18 protein-coding genes are annotated in these 19498 nt (G+C 70.6%); 10 read left to right on the top strand and 8 right to left on the bottom strand.

The window, feature by feature from the left end; all coding sequences use genetic code 11:
* The first annotated feature begins 144 nt into the window (after positions 1-144).
* Positions 145-1671 (top strand): MinD/ParA family ATP-binding protein, encoded by a 1527-nt coding sequence (locus IE231_RS02085; protein ID WP_189692244.1) that lies wholly within the window; start codon positions 145-147, stop codon positions 1669-1671.
* 6 nt (positions 1672-1677) lie between these two features.
* Here the strand turns inward: IE231_RS02085 and IE231_RS02080 are convergent, their stop codons facing one another.
* The gene (locus IE231_RS02080) at positions 1678-3498 is read right to left on the bottom strand and encodes an AMP-dependent synthetase/ligase (protein WP_189692243.1); all 1821 of its coding nucleotides are present in this window, start codon (positions 3496-3498) and stop codon (positions 1678-1680) included.
* Between the two features lie 170 nt (positions 3499-3668).
* Here IE231_RS02080 and IE231_RS02075 point away from each other — a divergent pair, with 170 nt between their 5' ends.
* A complete protein-coding gene (locus tag IE231_RS02075; protein ID WP_189692242.1) occupies positions 3669-4718 on the top strand; it encodes an ROK family glucokinase in 1050 nt (349 codons plus the stop codon).
* A gap of 10 nt (positions 4719-4728) precedes the next feature.
* Here IE231_RS02075 and IE231_RS02070 read toward each other — a convergent pair whose 3' ends face one another.
* From IE231_RS02070 to IE231_RS02060, 3 genes are read right to left on the bottom strand one after another with little or no spacing between them, the layout of a single operon-like run.
* Positions 4729-5220: a hypothetical protein gene (locus IE231_RS02070; protein ID WP_189692241.1), complete on the bottom strand. Its 492-nt coding sequence runs from the start codon at positions 5218-5220 to the stop codon at positions 4729-4731.
* Complete coding sequence (locus IE231_RS02065; RefSeq protein ID WP_189692240.1) at positions 5217-6053, bottom strand: alpha/beta hydrolase; 837 nt, start codon at positions 6051-6053, stop codon at positions 5217-5219. Before IE231_RS02065 ends, IE231_RS02070 begins: the two co-directional genes overlap by 4 nt.
* An 8-nt stretch (positions 6054-6061) precedes the next feature.
* Positions 6062-6838 carry an alpha/beta hydrolase gene (locus tag IE231_RS02060; RefSeq protein ID WP_229866428.1) on the bottom strand — a complete coding sequence of 259 codons (777 nt, stop codon included), beginning with the start codon at positions 6836-6838 and terminating at the stop codon, positions 6062-6064.
* 62 nt (positions 6839-6900) lie between these two features.
* Here IE231_RS02060 and IE231_RS02055 point away from each other — a divergent pair, with 62 nt between their 5' ends.
* Together IE231_RS02055 and IE231_RS02050 are read left to right on the top strand one after the other, a co-directional pair.
* Positions 6901-7620 carry a lysophospholipid acyltransferase family protein gene (locus IE231_RS02055; protein WP_189692321.1) on the top strand — a complete coding sequence of 240 codons (720 nt, stop codon included), beginning with the start codon at positions 6901-6903 and terminating at the stop codon, positions 7618-7620.
* A 34-nt stretch (positions 7621-7654) separates the two neighbouring features.
* A complete protein-coding gene (locus tag IE231_RS02050) occupies positions 7655-9046 on the top strand; it encodes a class II 3-deoxy-7-phosphoheptulonate synthase (protein WP_189692239.1) in 1392 nt (463 codons plus the stop codon).
* Between the two features lie 121 nt (positions 9047-9167).
* Here IE231_RS02050 and pknB read toward each other — a convergent pair whose 3' ends face one another.
* Complete coding sequence (gene pknB / locus IE231_RS02045; protein WP_189692238.1) at positions 9168-11165, bottom strand: Stk1 family PASTA domain-containing Ser/Thr kinase; 1998 nt, start codon at positions 11163-11165, stop codon at positions 9168-9170.
* A 73-nt stretch (positions 11166-11238) separates the two neighbouring features.
* Positions 11239-12369, bottom strand: coding sequence for a lytic transglycosylase (locus IE231_RS02040; protein WP_189692237.1), 1131 nt, complete (start codon positions 12367-12369; stop codon positions 11239-11241).
* A 146-nt stretch (positions 12370-12515) separates the two neighbouring features.
* Here IE231_RS02040 and IE231_RS02035 point away from each other — a divergent pair, with 146 nt between their 5' ends.
* Positions 12516-12869 (top strand): Rv2175c family DNA-binding protein, encoded by a 354-nt coding sequence (locus IE231_RS02035; RefSeq protein WP_189692236.1) that lies wholly within the window; start codon positions 12516-12518, stop codon positions 12867-12869.
* A 50-nt stretch (positions 12870-12919) separates the two neighbouring features.
* On the opposite strand, the gene IE231_RS02030 is transcribed toward IE231_RS02035, so the two are convergent.
* Both IE231_RS02030 and IE231_RS02025 read right to left on the bottom strand, forming a co-directional pair.
* A complete protein-coding gene (locus tag IE231_RS02030) occupies positions 12920-14026 on the bottom strand; it encodes a polyprenyl synthetase family protein (protein ID WP_374189394.1) in 1107 nt (368 codons plus the stop codon).
* 10 nt (positions 14027-14036) lie between these two features.
* Positions 14037-14381: a hypothetical protein gene (locus IE231_RS02025; protein WP_189692235.1), complete on the bottom strand. Its 345-nt coding sequence runs from the start codon at positions 14379-14381 to the stop codon at positions 14037-14039.
* Between the two features lie 388 nt (positions 14382-14769).
* On the opposite strand from IE231_RS02025, the gene dinB reads away from it, so the two are divergent.
* The 5 genes from dinB to ftsL all read left to right on the top strand — a co-directional run bounded on the left by dinB (position 14770) and on the right by ftsL (position 19479).
* Positions 14770-16014, top strand: a complete 1245-nt coding sequence (gene dinB, locus IE231_RS02020) for a DNA polymerase IV (RefSeq protein ID WP_229866444.1) — start codon at positions 14770-14772, stop codon at positions 16012-16014.
* 191 nt (positions 16015-16205) lie between these two features.
* Positions 16206-16562: a DUF3040 domain-containing protein gene (locus tag IE231_RS02015; protein ID WP_189692234.1), complete on the top strand. Its 357-nt coding sequence runs from the start codon at positions 16206-16208 to the stop codon at positions 16560-16562.
* A gap of 690 nt (positions 16563-17252) precedes the next feature.
* On the top strand, positions 17253-17684 hold the full coding sequence (mraZ, locus tag IE231_RS02010) for a division/cell wall cluster transcriptional repressor MraZ (RefSeq protein ID WP_189692318.1): 432 nt from the start codon (positions 17253-17255) through the stop codon (positions 17682-17684).
* 158 nt (positions 17685-17842) lie between these two features.
* Complete coding sequence (gene rsmH / locus IE231_RS02005) at positions 17843-18847, top strand: 16S rRNA (cytosine(1402)-N(4))-methyltransferase RsmH (RefSeq protein ID WP_189692233.1); 1005 nt, start codon at positions 17843-17845, stop codon at positions 18845-18847.
* Entirely contained in the window at positions 18844-19479 is a 636-nt protein-coding gene (gene ftsL / locus IE231_RS02000) for a cell division protein FtsL (RefSeq protein WP_189692232.1), read from the top strand. The genes rsmH and ftsL overlap by 4 nt, the downstream gene beginning before the upstream one ends.
* The last annotated feature ends 19 nt before the right edge of the window (positions 19480-19498 follow it).

Genomic DNA, 19498 nt, shown 5'->3' with positions numbered 1-19498 from the left:
CGAGCCGGCCCGGCTCTGCCCGCGCGGCCCGGCCGCGGACCGTGACACGGTCCGCGGCCGGGCCGCGGCTACAATGGGCGCGTTCGAGGGCTCCGGTGCGCCCGGAGCCGTCGCATCCGCAACCGACGAGGTGAACGGGAGCCCATGACCGAGGACAAGAGGCCCACACCCGGGCCCGAGACGCAGGAGCCTGAGACGCGCGAACCTGAGACGCGCGAGTCTGGGACCCAGGAGTCTGGGACACAGGAGCCTGGGACACAGGGAGCAGGGGCCGAGAGCACGGCGACGAACCGCAAGGGGAGTTCAGGGGCCCGGGCAGCCGGATCCGAAGGCCACGTCTCTGAGTCCGCCGCGGCCGACCAGGATGCGGAGCGCGCGGAGGAATCGGACGCCGCGGCACCCGGGACGGCACCGGTCGATTCGGCTCCGATCGACGTGGTCACCGTGAGCGATGCCCAGGACCGCACGAGCGCCGACTCGCTCTCGGCCTTCACCTCGCTGTCGGTTCCGCTCGACCCGTCAGCCGTGCCTCCGGCTCCCACGGAGCCCCCGGCCGGATGGCTCGCATCCCATCCGCAGGCCACCGTGGGGACGGCTGCGGAGAGGGAGCCGGGCCCTTCGGCTGGAGGCACGTGGGGGGCGCAGGAGCCGGAGTCTCCAGATGCCCCCGTGGGCGCCGAGGCTCCCGCGGGCCACGCCGAACAGGCACCGGTGGGGAGCGAGCGGCGGCAGCGCGCGGAGGGTCCCGAGCCGGCCGCGTCCCTCACGTCGGACCGACTCGTCGCCAAGACCGCGGCTCCGCCCGTGGGCGGATGGCGGCGGTGGCTCTACTTCGCGACGCTGGGGTACGTGAATGTCGGCGACTCCGACACCGTGCGGATGCAGCGAGCCCTTGAGCACCGGATCGCTGTCCGCCTGGGGGAGCGTACGCGCTACATTCCGGTGCTCTCGCGCAAGGGCGGAGTGGGCAAGACCACCGTGACCACGCTCCTCGGGATGGCCCTGGCGGACCTCCGCGAAGACCGGGTGATCGCCATGGACGCCAACCCGGACCGGGGCACCCTCTCCGACCGGAACCCCGGCCGTGCCTCCCACACCGCGCGCCAGCTGGTGAGGGACAGGTTCGAGGTCACCTCGTTCGCGCAGCTCTCCAACTACACCGCCCGCGAGGGCTCGCGCCTCGACGTGCTCGCCTCCGATGCCGACCCGATGGTGGCGCACGCGTTCAACGATGCCGACTACCGGGCCGTCACTGACATCCTTGGGCGCTACTACTCGATCGTCCTCACCGACTCGGGCACAGGGATGGTCCACTCGGTCATGGAGGGGACGCTCGAGAAGGCCGACGCCGTGGTGCTGGTCTCCGGAGGCAGCGTCGACGAGGCGCGCCTCGCCTCGGAGACCCTGTCATGGCTCGAAGCGCATGGCCGCGAAGACCTCGTGCGCAAGGCCATCGTGGTCATCAACATGGCCGCCGGCGACGGCACACGGGTGTCGGTGGACGAAATCGAGGAACACTTCCGCACCCGTGTCCAGCACGTGGTTAGGATTCCCCACGACCGGCATCTCGCAGAGGGCTCGCAGGTGGACTTTGCCAAGCTGCAGCCCGCCACGCGGAAGGCCGCCGTCGAGCTCGCCGCCCTCGTGGTCGACGAGCTGACGGAGGACTGACGGTCCTCAGACAGAGGCCGGCTTGGGGGCCGAGTAGATGTCCTCGACGTAGTCCCCGAAGTCCTTCATGACCTGTGCCCGCTTGACCTTCATGGAGGGGGTCAGGTGGCCCGAGTCCTCCGTGAAGTCGGTGGGGACGATCCGGAAGGCCTTGATGGCCTCCGCCCTCGAGACGCCGGCGTTGGCCTGGTCGATCACGCTCTGGACGTGCGTGAGGACCTCCGGGAGCTTCGCGGCCTCCTCCACCGTGAGTCCGGACGAGAGCCCCTGGCGCTCGAGCCAGCCCGGAAGGGCCTCCTCGTCGAGCGTCACGAGGGCGCCGATGAAGGGGCGGTTCTCACCCACCACGACGACCTGGGAGACCAGGGCGTCCGCCCGGATGTGGTCCTCGAGCGGAGCCGGGGCAACGTTCTTCCCGCCGGCCGTGACGATGATGTCCTTCTTCCGTCCGGTGATCCGCAGGTAGCCGTCAGCGTCGAGCTCCCCGATGTCCCCGGTGTGGAACCAGCCGTCGGTGAACGTCTGGGTCTGGAGCTCGGGCAGCCCGTGGTACCCGCCCATCACGCAGACGCCCTTGGCGAGGATCTCGCCGTCGTCCGCGATCCGGACGGCGTTGCCCGGCAGCGGGGCGCCCACCGTGCCGATCTTGCTCAGGGTCGGCGTGTTCACGGTGATCGGGGCCGTGGTCTCCGTGAGGCCATAGCCTTCGAGGACGAGCAGGCCGATGCCGTGGAAGAAGTGCCCGAGCCGCTCGCCGAGGGGGCCTCCGCCGGACACGGCGTACTTGACGTGGCCGCCCATGGCGCCGCGGAGCTTCCTGTACACGAGCACGTCGTACAGGGCGTGCTGGAGCCGCAGAGCGAGGGGAGGCCTGCCGCCGTCGTCGTGGGCCTTCGACCAGCGGATGGCGACATCCGCTGCCCGGTTGAAGATGGCGCCCTTGCCGCCGTCCTCGGCCTTGGTCTGCGCAGATGTGTAGACCTTCTCGAAGATGCGCGGCACCACGAGGAGGAACGTCGGCTGGAAGCTCTGGAGGTCGGGCAGGAGGTTCTTGATGTCCGGGGTGTGGGCCACCTGGGCGCCCGCCGCGACGGCCAGGACGGAGATGAAGCGCGCGAACACGTGGGCGAGCGGCAGGAACATGATGGTCTTGGCGCCCCTGTCCACCACCTCCGCGAGCGAGGCGGCGGCGTTCTCGGACAGTGCGACGAAGTTGCCGTGCGTGAGCTCACAGCCCTTGGGGCGGCCCAGAGTGCCGGACGTGTAGATGATGGTCGCCACGGACTCGAGCGTCGCGGCGGAGCGCCGGGCCTCGAGTTCCTCGTCCGAGACGGCCGAGCCGGCGGTGCGGAGCGCATCGAGGCCGGAGGGTGACATCTGCCAGACGTGCTTCATTGCGGACAGGCCCTCTGACTCGACCGCCTGCCGGATGGCGTCCTCATGGTGGGCGGTCTCCCCGAACGCCGCCACCGCGCTCGAGTTGCTGAGGTTCCAGGCGATCTGGCTGGGGGAGGAGGTCTCGTAGACGGGAACCGAGACGGCGCCGGCGAACCAGATGGCGAAGTCCACGAGCGTCCACTCGTAGCACGTGCGGGCCATGATCCCGACCCGGTCGCCCGGGCCGACGCCCGCGGCGATGAGGCCCTTGGCGATCTGCTCGACGTCGCTGCGGAACGCCTTGGCTGTCACATCCTGCCAGGTGCCGGAGGCGTCGCGCCGGGCGAACAGTGCCGGGTTCGAGGGCTTCTCGGCCTGCTCGACCACGAAGTCCGTGGTGTTCTTCGCGACGGGGGTGGGAACAAGGGGCGGAACGGTCTTTTCGCGCACGGCATCTCCTTCGGTGTCTCCCGGGGGCGCGGGAGATGGCTTAACCATATCCAAGGCTTGTGGGAGTGTGCCGTGGATCACGGCACAATGCTACTGGCGAGTAACAATAGTCGCTGAGGGGCGGTGCGCGCCACACCGCCGCCCCTGGCGCGCCGGGACCGCGCCCTAGAATGTGCAGGGTGCGCAGACCCCGCTTCGCCCCGACCTTCCGCCCCCACGATTCACGGCTGGGCCGCCGCGGGCTCGCCATCGGAATCGACATCGGGGGCACGAAGGTCGCGGCCGGCGTCGTCGACGCGCAGGGGAACGTGCTGCAGCGGGCACGTCGGGCCACCCCGGGCACCCAGCCGCGCGAAGTCGAGCACGTGATCGCCGAGCTCGTCGCCGAGCTCAGCGAGGACCACCGCGTCTCCTCCGTCGGCATCGGCGCTGCCGGGTGGATGGACCTCGACGGCGCCACTGTGCTCTTCAGCCCCCACCTCGCGTGGCGCAACGAGCCGCTGCGGGACAACCTCGAGAAGCTCCTGCGCCGGCGCGTGTACCTCTCCAACGACGCTGACGCGGCGGCGTGGGCCGAATGGCGCTTCGGCGCAGGACGCCGCGAGAGCCGCCTTGTGTGCATCACGCTCGGTACCGGCATCGGCGGCGCGATGGTCGTCTCGGGACACCTCGAACGGGGCCGGTACGGCGTGGCAGGGGAGTTCGGCCACCAGGTCATCGTTCCCGGGGGCCACCGCTGCGAGTGCGGCAACAGGGGGTGCTGGGAGCAGTACGCCTCAGGCAACGCCCTGGGGCGCGAGGCCCGCGAGCTCGCCCGTGCCAACTCGCCGGTCGCGCAGGAGCTGCTGCGCGCCGTCGGCGGCGATCCCGAGAGGATCACCGGAGCGATCGTGACCGAGCTCGCCCGCGCGGGCGACGCGGCCTCCCGCGAACTGCTCGAGGACGTCGGGGAATGGCTGGGCCTCGGCCTCGCGAACCTCGCGGCCGCGCTGGATCCCGGCACGTTCGTGATCGGTGGCGGGCTGTGCGACGCGGGCGAGCTCCTCCTCGCCCCCGCCCGCCGCTCGTTCGCCCGGAACCTCACCGGCCGCGGATTCCGGCCGCCCGCGCGCATCGTGCGCGCGGCGCTGGGCCCCGAGGCCGGGCTCATCGGTGCGGCAGACCTCTCGCGCGTGCACCTGCGCTCGCGCGGGCCGGCGCGCGACGGCGCGATGGGCTGACGCGGGATCCCTAGAGGCGGGCGCCGTCGTCGCCCTCGTCCTTGCTGCCCGGGAGGCGCATGATGAGGGTCCCGACGCCGGCGACGAAGGCGGCGACCAGCAGGGCCACGACGAAGCCGGGCACGCTGCGCCACACGAGCGCGCACGTCAGGAGGGCAACTGGGCCGCCCACAGCCCCGCACCAGGCGAGCACGGAGACGGGGTCGGCACCCGCGAGGACAGGCTCGGGCTCCTCCGGAACGAAGTCTCCCGGCAGCTCGGCCTCCGGCTCTCCGGCGGCCGGCGCGTGCCCGCGCGCATGCCGGCCTCCTCCCGACAGGCCAAGGGGATCGAACCGCGAGAAGCCTCCCGGCCCTGCGGCGCCGCGCTCGGCGGCGGAGAGCTCACGGGGGGCAGGGCCCTCGGCCTCATCTCCGGTGCCGCCCCCGCCGAGCCGCGCGACGAGGTCGCGCCAGGCGTCGTCGTCGGAGCCAGGACCGTGGGGCGTGGGATCGGAGGTCACTGCACCTCCCGGGTGTCGGGAGTGCCCGCGGCGGGCACTCCCGCCGCGGGCACCGGACCACCCTCGGACCGAGGATCGCCCGAGAAGGAGACGCCCGCCACTTCACGGATGAACGCCGCGGAACGGGCGAAGATCGTCGGCGCGTCGTTGTCCAGCGTCGCGACGTGATAGCTGTCTGTGAGCCTGACGAGCCGGATGTCTGTTCCTCCGTACCGGGCGACGATGGCCGACAGGCTCCGCGCGCTCGTGACGACGTGGTCCACTGTCGAGCGGAAGGCCTGCAGGGGTGCGCTGGCGCGGGGCAGAGAGGACACGGTGTCGCGGAACAGGAGCTTGAGCTCATGCGCGGCCGCGACCGGCACGAGGTCATAGCCTCCCTCATCCTGGCCCGGGCGCTTGATGTCGTTCCGGATGCCGGGGGTGGTCTTCAGGACACGCCGCAGGCCCCCGGAGAGGTACGACCGCGGGTCGTCGATGACGAGTGCGGGATTGACCACGGTGACGGCCGCCACCGGATGATGCGCGGCGAGGCGCAGGGCCAGTGCGCCGCCCATCGACAGGCCGGCCGCCACGACGGTCTCGCACTCGTCCGCGAGCCCGAGGTAGGCGGCCTCGTAGGCGTCGTACCAGTCCCTCCAGCGAGTGCGCGCGAGGTCAGCGACAGTCGTACCGTGCCCGGGGAGCAGGGGCGCCGCCACGCGGAAGCCGGCCTCCCTCAGGGCGTCCGCCCACGGCGCGACCGCCGTGAGTTCGCCCGTGAACCCGTGGCTGAGCGCGACGCCGATCCTCGACGGGTCGAGCGCGGTGGTGCGCGACGTGGAAGGGGAGTCCATGGGAGAAATTATGCACCGCGCACCGCGGCCCCGGCCCAGCGATGGAACGCGTCGGCCGTGCGGTCTACGACAAGGCCCGCCTCCGGGCCGCGCGTGGCCACGTGGGGGCTCTCATGGAGCGCCACGACCTCGACCTCGCGGCTCGAGGTGCGCGCGAGGATGCGGGCAAGGGATGAGGACGGCACGACGGGATCGTCGTCTGACCTGAAGGCGAGGAGCGGGGCGGTGACGCGGGGCAGGAGCCGGTCCGTGGCGTGGTAGAGCCGCTTGAGTTCGTGCACTGCGGCGATCGGCGTGCGCGAGTAGTCGCCCTCGTCGCCGACGGGGTCGGGAGCGTTGGCCTCCTCTATGGGCCCGGTGGTCCGCATGACGAGGCGGTAGGCACCGATGAACCGCACACGCGGGTCATGGAACCCGAGCCCGGGATTCACGACGGCGATCCCCGCCGCGGGTGCCGGCCGCGCGCCGTCGTGCGCCGCCAGACGCGCCGCGGTATGCAGCGCGATCGTTCCACCCATTGACAGCCCGGCGAGGAAGAGCACATCCGTGCGGGCGGCCACATCCGCGCAGGCCTGCTGGAACCGCTCGGTCCATTCGCGCCAGCGCCGCCCCTCGAGGTCCCGCCAGTCCGTGCCGTGTCCAGGCAGGAGGGGCACCTCCACGTCGAATCCGCGGGCGGCGAGCCCGTCGGCCCAGGGCTGCACGGAGGAGGGCGTGCCGGAGAACCCGTGGCACACGGCCACGCCCATCCGGAGGTGCCGTGTCGCGCCAGCCTCATCCGCCATGGGTCCATGGTGGCACTACAGTGAGTGCCGGAAGCACGCTCGCACGGCGGAAGGGCCGCTCAGTGGTCTACTGGATCCTCAAGCAGATCTTCATCGGCCCGGTGGTCAGACTGCTCTTCAGGCCCTGGACGAAGGGGCTCGCGAACGTCCCCGCCACTGGCGCGGCGATCCTCGCATCGAACCACCTCTCCTTCTCGGACTCGATCTTCCTGCCGCTCATGGTCCGCCGGCCCGTGGTGTTCCTTGCCAAGCAGGAGTACTTCACGGGACGCGGTCTGAAGGGTCGCCTCACGGCCGCATTCTTCCGGTACACGAACCAGCTGCCGATGGACCGCTCCGGCGGGGTGGCCTCCGCAGCCTCCCTCGAGGCCGGGGCGCAGATCCTCCGCGGCGGTGGGCTCCTCGGCATCTACCCCGAGGGAACCCGGAGCCCCGACGGCCGCCTGTACCGGGGCAAGGTGGGCGTGGCGAAGCTTGCCCTCGCGAACCGAGTGCCCGTCCTGCCCGTCGCGATGATCGGCACCGAGAAGGTCCAGCCGATCGGGCGGCGCCTGCCGTCCATCCGCCGCGTGGGGGTCATCGTTGGGCGCCCCATGGACTTCTCGGAGTTCTACGACCGGGCCGATGACCGCGACGCGCAGCGTGAGGTGGTCGACCGCATCATGCGGCAGATCCAGCAGCTCTCCGCGCAGGAGTACGTGGATGCCTACGCGGCAGACGTCAAGGCCAGGCTGGCCGCCGAGGCTGCAGTCCGGGCCAGGCGTCCCGCCGCCGACGCATAAGCGCGCGAACCGGCCGGTGGCATAGCCTTGGAGGGTGACTGATCTCTCCGTAGCGTCCCCCCGCGTCACGAGCACCGCCCAGAGCGGCGCCGCCGACTATCCCGGCCTGGACAACTGGCGCTCCCTCCCGGTCTCGCAGCAGCCCTCGTGGTCGGACCAGGATGTCTTCCGCGCGTCCGTCGCGGAGCTCTCCGCGCTCCCGCCCCTCGTCTTCGCCGGCGAGGTCGACGTGCTCCGTGAACGCCTCGCCGCGGCAGCACAGGGGAAGGCCTTCCTCCTCCAGGGCGGCGACTGTGCCGAGACATTCGAGGCCGCGACGGCGGACCGCATCAGCTCGCGCGTGAAGACCATCCTGCAGATGGCCGTCGTCCTGACGTACGGCGCACAGCTGCCGGTCATCAAGATGGGCCGCATGGCGGGCCAGTTCGCCAAGCCCCGCTCCTCCGACACGGAGACGCGGGACGGGGTGACGCTGCCCGCCTACCGGGGCGACATCGTCAACGGCTACGCGTTCACCCCCGAGTCCCGGGCGCACGACGCCGCCCGGCTCCTCCGCGCCTACCACACCTCGGCCTCCACGCTGAACCTCATCCGTGCCTTCACGCAGGGCGGCTTCGCCGACCTCCGGCTCGTGCACACGTGGAACAAGGGCTTCACGGAGAATCCGGCCCATGCACGCTACGAGTCGCTCGCGCGGGAGATCGATCGCGCCATCAAGTTCATGGCGTCGTGCGGGGCGGACTTCGAGGCGCTCAAGCGCGTCGAGTTCTTCGCGAGCCACGAGGCGCTCCTGCTGGACTACGAGCGCGCTCTGACCCGCATCGACTCGCGGACGGGCCTGCCGTACGACACCTCGGCGCACTTCCTGTGGATCGGGGAGCGCACCCGCCAGCTCGACCACGCCCACGTGGACTACCTCTCGAGGGTGCGGAACCCCATCGGGGTCAAGCTCGGGCCCTCCACCACGGGTGACGACGCGCTCCGGCTCATCGACCGGTTGGACCCCGACCGCGAGCCCGGCCGCCTGACCTTCATCACGCGGATGGGCGCGGGCAACATCCGCGAGAAGCTCCCCCCAGTCGTCGAGAAGGTCACGGCCTCCGGTGCGCAGGTCCTGTGGGTCACGGATCCCATGCACGGCAACACGGTGACGAGCCGCAACGGCTACAAGACCCGGCGTTTCGACGACGTGGTGAACGAGGTCCAGGGCTTCTTCGAGGTCCATCAGGCTCTGGGCACGGTTCCGGGCGGCCTCCACATGGAGATGACGGGCGACGACGTCGCAGAGTGCCTCGGCGGGTCGGACCCCATTGATGAGGCCGCATTCGAGGACCGCTACGAGTCGGTCTGCGATCCCCGGCTGAACCACATGCAGTCCCTCGAGATGGCGTTCCTCGTGGCCGGCGCCCTGTCGCGGCGGGGCTGACGCGGCCACCCCTGATCGCGGCGGCGAGCGGCCGGCGTCGTGCTCCCTGGGGCGCGGCGCCGGCCGCTCGCGTGAGGCGACCGTAGCGTCAGGCGACTCGTTGCGTCAGGCGACCGTCGCGTCAGGCGACCGTGATCGTGATCGTGGAGCCTTCCGGCTGGTCACCGGTCTTGTCCTGGCCGGCCACGAGTCCGAAGATCGGCCGGCCGTAGGTGTAGTTGCTCTTGACGGTGAAGCCGGCCGCGGTCAGCACCTGGGTGGCCTCCTTCTCGGACTTGCCGAAGACGTCCGGCACCTTGACCATCTTCGGTCCCTTGGAGATGGTCAGGGTGACCTTGCCGCCCTTCGTCAGAGTGGCCCCGTCTGCTGGGTCCTGAGCGGCGACCGCCCCCTTCGGGACCGTCTTGTCGAACACGTCGTTCGAGGAGACGACGGGGTCGAGGCCTGCGCCGCGGAGGGCCGCGAGCGCGTCCGACTGCGCGAGGCCCACGACCTTGGGGACCGGGATCGGCTGGGGTCCCTTCGAGACGGTCAGGCGGACGGCGGAGCCGCGGCGCAGGGGAGTGCCGGGCCCGGGGTCCTGCGAGATCACGACGCCGGCCGGGACTGTCTCGCTGTAGGCCTCCGTGACCCCTGCGAGGGTGTTCTGAGCCCCGGTGATCGCCGCTTTGGCCTCATCGGCCGACTTGCCGCGCAGGTCTTCGAGCGGGAAGAGCTGAGGCCCTTGGGAGACGAGCACACTGACGCCCTGGAACTTGCGGATCTGGGTGCCGGCCCCCGGGGTGCTTCCGACGATGAGCCCAGAGGCGACCGCGTCGTCGAACACCTTCTGCGTCGAGAAGCTCAGGCCGGCCTGGTCGAAGAGGGGCCGCGCCTGATCGACGGTGAGGTCCTTGACCGCCGGAACCGTGGCTGCGGCACCCGGCCCCACGCCGAAGAACCATCCGGCGAGGGCCGCGATGACTGCCAGCAGCACGACCACCACCGCCCAGACTGCGCCTCGGCGCCGCCGGTCTCCGGCCGTGAGTGTCCGCGTCGGGGTGGCGGCCGAGATGGCGCTCTGCCTCGCCGCGTCGCGCTGCTGGCGCTTGAGCTCGCGGGCCGTGGGCGGGGCAGACTGCGGGTGGTGGGGCATCACCGCGGTCGGGTGGGAGATGCCCATCGGGATGGCCTCGGTGCGGGCAGCCGGCAGCGCCTCGGTCGGCATCCGGGGATCGGACGCTCCCAGGGGCGGCGGGATGAAGGCAGTGGGCGCCGTGCGCAGGTCGAGCTGCGGATCGGTGAGCTGGCGGCGGATGTGCTCGATCTCGTCGCGCAGGGCCTCGGCGCTGACCGGCCGGCGCTCAGGGTCCCGAGCCGCGGCCCACTGGACGAGCGAGTCAAGCTCGGGGGAGAGCCCGTGCACCGTCGCCGACGGCGGCGGGACGTCCTCAGTCACGTGCGCCATGGCGACCTGGACCGGCACGTCCCCGCGGAAGGGCTGGTGGCCGGTGAGGAGCTCGTAGAGCACGATCCCCACCGAGTACAGGTCGCTGCGCGCGTCTCCGCCGCTGCGCTGGACGATTTCGGGCGCGATGTACGCAAGCGTGCCGAGGGTGAGGCCGGTGCTGGTCGAGTTGGTCACGGCCCTCGCGAGTCCGAAGTCGGCGACCTTGATGCGCCCCGTGTCGCTAATGAGCACGTTCTCTGGCTTGATGTCGCGGTGGACGAGGCCCGCGGCGTGGGCCGCGCCGAGCCCGTCGAGGACTGCCTCGATGATGTCGAGCGACCGGCGCGGGGTGAGGGCCCCCTGCTGGTTGAGGAGGTCTCGGAGATTGTGCCCGGGGACGTACTCCATCACGAGGTAGAAGAGGTCGCCATCGTGGCCGCGGTCGAGGATGGAGACGACGTGCGGGTGCGAGAGACGGGCGGCGGACTTGGCCTCCTGCTCGAGCCGCGCGGCGAACGCCGGGTCCTGGCTCAGATGGCGGTGGAGGACCTTCACGGCGACATCGCGGTCCAGGTTCGTGTCCGTCGCGAGGTACACGGCGGCCATTCCGCCCATCGCCAGGCGCGACACCACGTGGTACCGGCCGCCGATGAGCGAGCCGACGAGCGCATCGCTCAGCTTTCCGTTCACCCCACGATCCTACTGGGCTGCGCTGGCCTGAGGGCTGAGGACCCGGCCCACCGCGCGATGCGCGGGCGATTCGTCAGCGGAAGGTGTCCCGATGGGCCATGACGGCGGCCACGTAGGCTTTGGTGTCGTCGTACAGGCCGTGCTTGGCCACCGAGTACTGGCCTTGGTAGTACCCAGCGACCGCCGTCTCATCGTCCTTGCTCGTCCTCAGAAGCGCGCTGATGATGGCGATTCCGGCCGTGGCGTTGTCCCTCGGATCGAGGAGGTTGAGCTTGCGGCCCACGAGGTCGGAGGCCCACTGGCCAGATGAGGGGACGAGCTGCATGGCGCCGATGGCGTTGGCGGGGGAGACGGCGCGCTGGCTGAAGCCTGATTCCTGGTAGGCGAACGCGAGCGCGAGCGCCGGGTCCACGCCCATGCGGCGCGCAGTGTCCGCAATGATCTGCTTCATCTCCTCACGGCTCGGAACCGGCGCGGCGTTGAGCAGGCGCTTGTTCTCGTTCGCCGAGGCGACGGTCGCCGGGGGATAGGTGTAGCCCATGAAGGTGTCGTCGACGAGCGGTTTCGCCGGCGCTGCGGCTGGCGTGATGTTGGCCACGGGAGTCGCGGCAGCTGCGGGAGCAGGCACCGTCAGCGTCCTGCCGGCGTAGATGACGCTCGTGAGGCTCAGCCGGTTGGCAGCCAGCAGATCGCCCAAGGGCACCTTGAGCCGCGCGCTGATCGCGTAGAGGCTGTCTCCCGGGCGGATGGTGTACGAGCCGGCGGAGAGCTGGGCAGGCGCGGAGGCGGTGGCAGCGGACGACGGCGCGGGGCTGGCCTGCCGGGTCGGCTCGCCGGTCAGCCGAAGCTGCTGGCCCGGGCGGATGACCGTGGACGGGGTCAGGCCGTTGAGCACGAGGACGTCCGCGACTTTCAGTCCGTACCTCGCCGCGATCGAGGTCACGGTGTCCCCGGAGCGCACCGTGTGGGTCGCCGGTGGCGCTGTCGGTGACTGGGGGGCGTCGAGCTGGGACGGGACAAGCGCGGCCACCTGGGCTGGTGCGAGGGCGGCGACGTCGTTCCGGGCTGGAACGGTGATCGTGGCGGTCGCGGGGGCAGCAAACGCGAGCGAGGAGAGCGCAACGGCTGGAAGGACCGCCGTGGTAGCCGCCACACGCGGCAGGCAGGACTTGGCAGTCGTCGAGTTCGTCCCGGGCGTGCTCATCGGTCAACCTCCTTGAACCGGCGGAGTCACTGATGTTGCTGATGTGACCAGTGTGAATCTCTCATGATTTGCGGCGGCTGCACAAGGCGAGGACTGGCGGGTGCGCCGACTAGGTGCGGGGTCGGGTGCCGTGGCACGCTGGAGGCGTGAGTGATATCGAGAACCTGGTGTCGGAGTGGCTGACCCTGCCGGACGTCGCGGAGCGGCTCGGCTGCACCGTGACGAAGGTGCATGGACTCCTTGACGAGCGGTCGATCGTGGCCGCGCGCGTCGGGGAGCGGAAGGTCCGTTCGGTCCCCGCCCTCTTCCTTGACGGGGACCACGTGGTGGACAGCCTCAAGGGCACTATTGCGGTTCTGGCAGACGCGGGCTTCAGCGACGAGGAACTGATCGCGTGGCTCTTCACATCGGACGACTCGCTCCGCGGGCGTCCCATCGATGCGCTCCGTGAGGGCCGCAAGACCGAGATCCGCCGCCGGGCCCAGATCCTCGCCTGGTAGGCAGACCCTCGCCTGGTAGGCAGACCCTCGCCTGGGGAGACGCAGGACCGTCAGGCCGTGCGTTGGACGGCAGCGAGGCCGAGCGCCTCGAGCGCGTCGCGCACGTCCCGGTCAACGCGGAGGCCCGAGAGCGCGTCGAAGGCGCGCCCGGAGAGCTCTTCGATCATCCGCTCTGTGGCATCGAGCGCACCCGTGGAACGGATGATGCCGCGGAGGCGGTCGACGTCGTCGGGCCCGAGGTCCGGGTGGCCCAGCCCCTGCTCAAGCTCTGCCGCCCTTGGGGGGTCGGCGGCGTCGAGGGCGAGCGCTACGAGCACCGTGCGCTTGCCCTCCCGGAGGTCATCCCCGGCGGGCTTCCCTGTGGTCCTGGGGTCGCCGAAGACGCCGAGCACGTCGTCGCGCAGCTGGAAGGCCTCCCCGAGCGGAAGCGAGAAGGCGGCATAGGCAGCGAGGAGGTCGTCGCTCGCGCCTGCCAGGGCGCCACCGATGCCGAGAGGCCGCTCCGTCGAGTACTTGGCGCTCTTGAACCGGATGACGTTCTGGGCCCGGGAGACCGCTGTGCCGCGCGGACGTGAGGGGCCGGCCACCTCCTCGAGGATGTCGAGGTACTGCCCGGCCATGACCTCGGCCCGCATGGCGTTGAAGATCTGCCGGGCCCTCGTCCCCGCCGCTGCGGCAGCGCCGACGGCCGTGAAGGCCTCTTCGCTGAAGGACAGGCAGAGGTCTCCGGTGAGGATCGCCGCAGCGTGGCCGAACCGCTCGCCGTCGAGATCCCAGCCTGAGGTCCGGTGCAGGGCCGAGAAGCGCTCGTGCACGCTGGGGGCGCCGCGTCGGGTGTCGGAACGATCGATGATGTCGTCGTGGATGAGGGCAGCGGACTGGAACAGTTCGAGCGCAACGCCGGCGAGGACGGGTGCGGCCGCCAGCGGCTCGCCGCCGGCACCGCGCCACCCCCAGTAGTTCAGGAGGGCACGCAGCCGCTTCCCTCCGGAGGCGAGGCCCGTGATCGCGCCGATCAGCGGGCTGATGTCCGGTGAGACCTCGGCCATCACCGCGCCTTGGCGCTCGAGGAAGGCTGTCAGCTCCGCCCCGAGCACCTCGCGGTAGCGGTCCTGCTCGGCCTTGATATGGGCCGCAGCGGGCCCCCGTCCGTTCACCGGCTCACGCTCACTTGAGCGAGGACGGGGCGACCGAGACTCCGGCCGTCGCGACCGCCTGGCCGTTGGCCGTCACGACCGTGATCGTCGCCGTCTCGGAGCCGTTCGAGCGGACGAGGTCACGGACGAGGGTGCCGGCGGCGGCGATCGCTGCCGACTCGCTGGAACTCTGGCTCGGGGTCTTCGCGCCCGCGGTCGCCGCGGGGACCACGGTGAACCCCTGGTCGGTGAGGACCTTCGTGTAGTAGTCCATCATCTGGGCCGCAGTCGACGTGCTGCTCGATGTCACGAGGGACGCCACCGCGGGGTTGGCCGAGGCATCGAAGCTCGTCGCGAGTGCGGAGGAGCCGGGCATGAGGGGCAGCGTCTGCGACGGGAAGCCGGGAGCGATAGCGCTCACTGTCGAATTGGCGGAGGCCGAGGCCGAGGCGCTGCCCGAGGCCGAGGGGCGGGCAGAGGCCGTGGGCGTGGCCGACGAGGAGGCAGAACCGGTGGACGTCGGGCTCGAGGGGGACCCGGCGGAGGACCCGCTGCAAGCGGTCATGGTGAGCGCGGCTGCCGCCAGCGCCGTCATTGCAGCGAGTCGGATCGGTCGAGTCATGAGTGCCATAGGGGGACGTGCGCCTTCCGACGTCGGTGATGAGGACGTGGACAGTCTAGTAGGAGGGCTTGGCGGCACGCGCCGTCGGCAGCGGCCCCGGACGCTGTCGGCGGCAGGCCCCGCCGCTGCCTACGATGGGTGCGTGCAGACGCAGGACGACGGCGCGCGGCCGGAGCCGCTCGAGGCGCAGCGCCGTCGCGGCATCCTCCACGTGGACATGGATGCGTTCTTCGTCGCGGTCGAGCAGCGTGAGAGGCCGGAGCTGCGGGGACGCCGCGTCATCGTCGGCTTCCCGGCCGAGCGGTCGGTGGTCCTCTCCGCCAGCTACGAGGCCCGCGCGTTCGGAGTGCGCAGCGCCATGCCGATGCTCGTGGCCCTGCGGCGCTGCCCGGACGCGATCGTGGTCGAACCGCGCCACCGCCTCTACTACGACGTTTCCGCACAGCTCATGGCGGCTTTCGGCGACTATACGGACCTCGTGGAGCCGTTGAGCGTGGACGAGGCCTTCCTCGACGTCTCCGGCGCCGTGCGGCGGCTCCACGCTGCCCCGGAGGAGATCGCGGCCCAGATCAAGGCCCGGATCCGGGCCGACCTCGGCATCACCGCGTCGGTGGGCGTCGCCGCGACGAAGTTCGTGGCGAAGATCGCCTCCGCGCGCTCCAAGCCGGATGGGCTCCTCGTCGTCCGACCCGAGGACACTGTCGCCTTCCTGCATGCGCTGCCGGTGGGGGCCCTCTGGGGAATCGGCGGGAAGACCCAGGAAGTCCTCGCCCGGCTCGGAATCCACACCGTGGCCGATCTCGCACACACCCCCGACTCGACCCTCAGACGGGCCCTCGGTGCGACGGGTCTGCATGCAAAGCGCCTCTCGTGGGGCGTCGACGAGCGCCGCGTCACTCCCGCGCGCCAGGAGAAGAGCATCGGTGCCGAGGAGACCTTCGGCACCGATGTGGCGGACGACGCCGCGCTGCACGCCGAGCTTCTGCGGCTCGCCCATCGGGTGGCCGGCAGAATGAGGGGCCAGGGCCTCACCGCCGGGACGGTGGCGCTCAAGCTGCGCTACTCGGACTTCTCGACCCTTGCGCGCTCGCGGACCCTGCCGGTGCCGACCGACAGCGCCCAGCAGCTTTACTCGGCCGCTCGGCAGCTGCTCTCCGGCTTGGGCGAGCGGCCCATGCCGGTCCGACTGATCGGCCTGCGCGGCGAACGGCTCGAGCGTTCGGCAGACGCGCCGCGGCAGCTGAGCCTTGACCGTTCCGAGGACAACTGGCGAACTGCGGAGGAAGCCCTTGACCGCGTTTCCGAGCGCTTCGGGACGGGTATCATCCAGCCGGCGCGCCTCCTCGAGGAACGCCGAGCCGGCCGCTCACGCCCTTCGAGGGAGTGATCGAGTCCCTTTTGTGAGCTACCGGGACGTCATATCCTTATAGAACCTCGATATTGAGTGCAGTGAGTCGGCTGGGAGGTCCATCGCGGGTTGGGTCGGCAGCGGCTCAGCCTCGGGGAACCCACAGTGGGATCAGTGCGTTGGTGCAGGTGATGGGGCCGCCCATCGACTGCATGCGTGAAGGAGTCGTCATGCCTCTGTCGGAGCACGAACAGAAGATGCTGGAGCAGCTCGAGAAGCAGCTCCATGAAGAGGATCCCAAGTTCGCTGATTCCATGGGTGCGGACGCCCTCAGGACCTTCTCCACAAAGCACATCGTGCTGGGCGTCCTCGGGGTGATCGTCGGCATTCTCGTCCTGCTGACTGGGGTGAGCATCCAGAACATCTTCGTGGGCGTCCTGGGCTTCCTCGTGATGGGCGTGTCCGTCTACTACGGCACACTCCGCCGCCCAGGGAGACGCATGCGCTCGCGGGGAGCGAAGTCCTCGGGCGGTTTCCTGCGCCGGCTCGAGGCGCAGTGGGACGAACGCCGCCGCGAGGACGGCTGACCTTCACCCGGACCCACGCCCTTCTTCCTGCGCGCCCAGAGACAGCCTCGGACGCGGCGAATGTGAAGTAGGCGTACGGACGGCCCACCGCCAGGCCCTTCGGGCATGACTCCTGCCCGGTGAACGCACGGCTGCGCCCCGGAACTGTTGGTTCCGGGGCGCAGCCGCGTCTGGCGTCGGTCCGGAGAAAGACCATACCCCGCACTGCTCCTGGCCCTCCGCGGGCGCCGCACTGCTCGCGGTCCTTCGTTGTTCGCCGCTCTGCTCCTGGCCCTCCCCGTGCGCCACTCTGCTCCTGGCCCTCCCCGTGCGCCACTCTGCTCCCGTGCCCCACTTTCCTCCCCGTGCTCCACTTTCCTCCCCGTGCTCCACTTTCCTCCCCGGGTTTGGGCTCTTCCCTGCAGCCGCACGCCCCGAGGGTGTCGAATGACGGGCGGCGGACGATCAGGCGCGTGCGAGCGCAGTCGTGAGCGGGCGCCCCAGCTGAAGGCGTTGCCGTCGGAGGGCGGCGGCCATCCATCGGTGAACCGCGTGATTCCGCGGATCTGCGCCGGAATTCTTTGTACGTCTGGTGCGACATGCGTGTCGCTCCACGTTGACCGGGGAGGAGAGTGGAGTAAAGTGGGGCATGTTGGAGGGAAGTGGCGGAGATAGGGACGTTCAGCCTCGTAACGACGGGTGGTGGTGCCGATGTTGCTCGGTACGTATTCGCCGCGTCTGGACGAGAAGGGGCGCCTCATCCTCCCGGCGAAGTACCGCGACGAACTGGCCGAAGGGCTGGTTCTGACCCGGGGCCAGGAACGCTGCATCTACGTCTTCAGTCAGAAGGAGTTTGAGAGAGTCCACGAACAGATGCGGGAAGCCCCTATCTCCTCGCGTCAGTCACGGGACTACCTCAGGGTCTTCCTGTCCGGAGCCTCCGACGAGGTGCCTGACAAGCAGGGGCGCGTGACGATCCCTCCGATCCTGCGCAAGTACGCAGGGCTCGACCGGGACCTCGCCGTGATCGGCGTGGGAACGCGGGCGGAGATCTGGGACGCCCAGGCCTGGGAGGACTACCTGGCCGAGAAGGAAACCGCCTTCTCGGAGACCGACGACGACGCATTGCCCGGGATCGACTGATCCCACCGGCTGGCCGAGATCTCCAGCCGCCCCGCACGGCCATCCTGGCTCACCTTCCCCGGAGCCAGGCGGCCGATCGGCGCGGAGGGGGATCTGGGTTCAGCCGGACCGAAGACCAGCCGCGAGGCACGAAGGCCACACGAGGGGAGGGAGTGGACATGGACGCCGAGCACGAGAAGGACCCGAAGCCGACCTCCGAACGCCACGTCCCCGTCCTCCTCGAGCGCTGCATGTCCCTGCTCGCTCCGGGCGTCGAGGCGGCCCTTGACACCGGGCGGTCCCCGGTGGTGGTCGATGCCACCCTCGGCATGGGGGGCCACAGCGAAGCGATCCTCTCCCGCTTCCCCGAGGCCACACTCGTGGGGATCGACCGCGATGAACAGGCCCTCGCCCTCGCCGGTGCCCGGCTCGATCCGTTCGGTGCCCGCGCCCGGCTCGTGCACGCCGTGTATGACGAAATCCCCGAGGTACTCGAGGGCCTCGGGCTCGACGGTGCCGACGGGGTGCTCATGGACCTGGGCGTCTCCTCCATGCAGCTCGACGAGCGTGACCGCGGCTTCGCCTACTCCTACGACGCGCCCCTCGACATGCGCATGGACACCAGCCGGGGTCCCACGGCGGCGGACGTTGTCAACACCTACGGCGTCGAGGACCTCACGCGGATCATCCGGGCCTGGGGCGAGGAGAAGTTCGCCGGCAGGATTGCCCGGAACATCGTGGCGGAGCGGGCGAAGAAGCCGTTCACGACGACCGGGGAGCTGGTCGAGGCGATCCGCGCCGTCGTGCCTGCGGCGGCTGCGAGAACCGGGGGGCATCCGGCCAAGCGGACCTTCCAGGCGCTGCGCATCGAGGTCAACGAGGAGCTTGACGTCCTGGAGCGAGCCGTGCCGGCGGCCATCGATGTGCTCCGCTTGGGCGGACGCATCGTCGTCATGAGCTACCACTCGCTCGAGGACCGGATCGTCAAGACGGCGCTCCAGGCGCGGAGCCGCTCCAGTGCTCCCCCCGGATTCCCCGTGGAGCTGCCGGAGCACCGGCCCGAACTGAAGATCATCACGAAGGGGACCGAGGTCCCGACCGAGGCCGAGATCGCGGAGAACCCGCGTGCCGCCTCCGCACGACTCAGGGCCGCAGAACGCATCAGGACAAGGAGTGGACGATGAGCGCAGCAGCACAGCCGAGGGCAGCGGTGGTGGGAACCTCCGCCCTCAGTGCCCCCCTACCGGGACACCGCGCTGCCGAGGGGTCCCCTCGCCGGACGCCCCTCGCCCTCGTCCGTTCGCTCCCCGTGCGCCGCCGTGCGCCATTCGCGATCTTCTGCCTCGGGGTGCTGGCCGCCGCGCTCATCGCGGTGCTCGTGCTCAACATCTCAGTCTCCACCGGGCAGTACCAGTTGGTGCAGCTGCGCAATCAGCAGCTCACCCTTGAGAAGCAGAACCAGGATCTGACACAGCGGGTGCAGAACTTCGAAGCTCCCCAGAATCTGGCGGCGCGCGCGGCACAATATGGAATGGTTGCCTCGACGTCGAACGGACAGATCGACCTGAAGACGCTCGCGGTGACCGGTCAGGCCAAAGCCGCAGTGAAGGGTGCACCCCAGGGCGCCACCATTCCGGCACCCGCAGTTCCGGGACAGATCGCCGTCGTACCCGCGCCGACGACCAAGGATCCCCTCGAGGCAAAGGCTGCGTCGGCCGCGGCCGCCGGGTCCCCGGCCCAGCCGGCAACGGCTCCGGCTGCGGACCTCCACGGAGGGTCCATCCCGGCCCCGGCGCAGAAGACCCCGGGCCAGTAGCCGAGGCGGTCGCCCCGGG

Origin of the sequence: Sinomonas cellulolyticus (assembly GCF_014656475.1) — a bacterium.
GTDB lineage: Bacteria > Actinomycetota > Actinomycetes > Actinomycetales > Micrococcaceae > Sinomonas > Sinomonas cellulolyticus.
The sequence above is the reverse complement of the archived record's forward strand: the minus strand, read 5'-3'. Positions and strand labels throughout refer to the sequence as shown.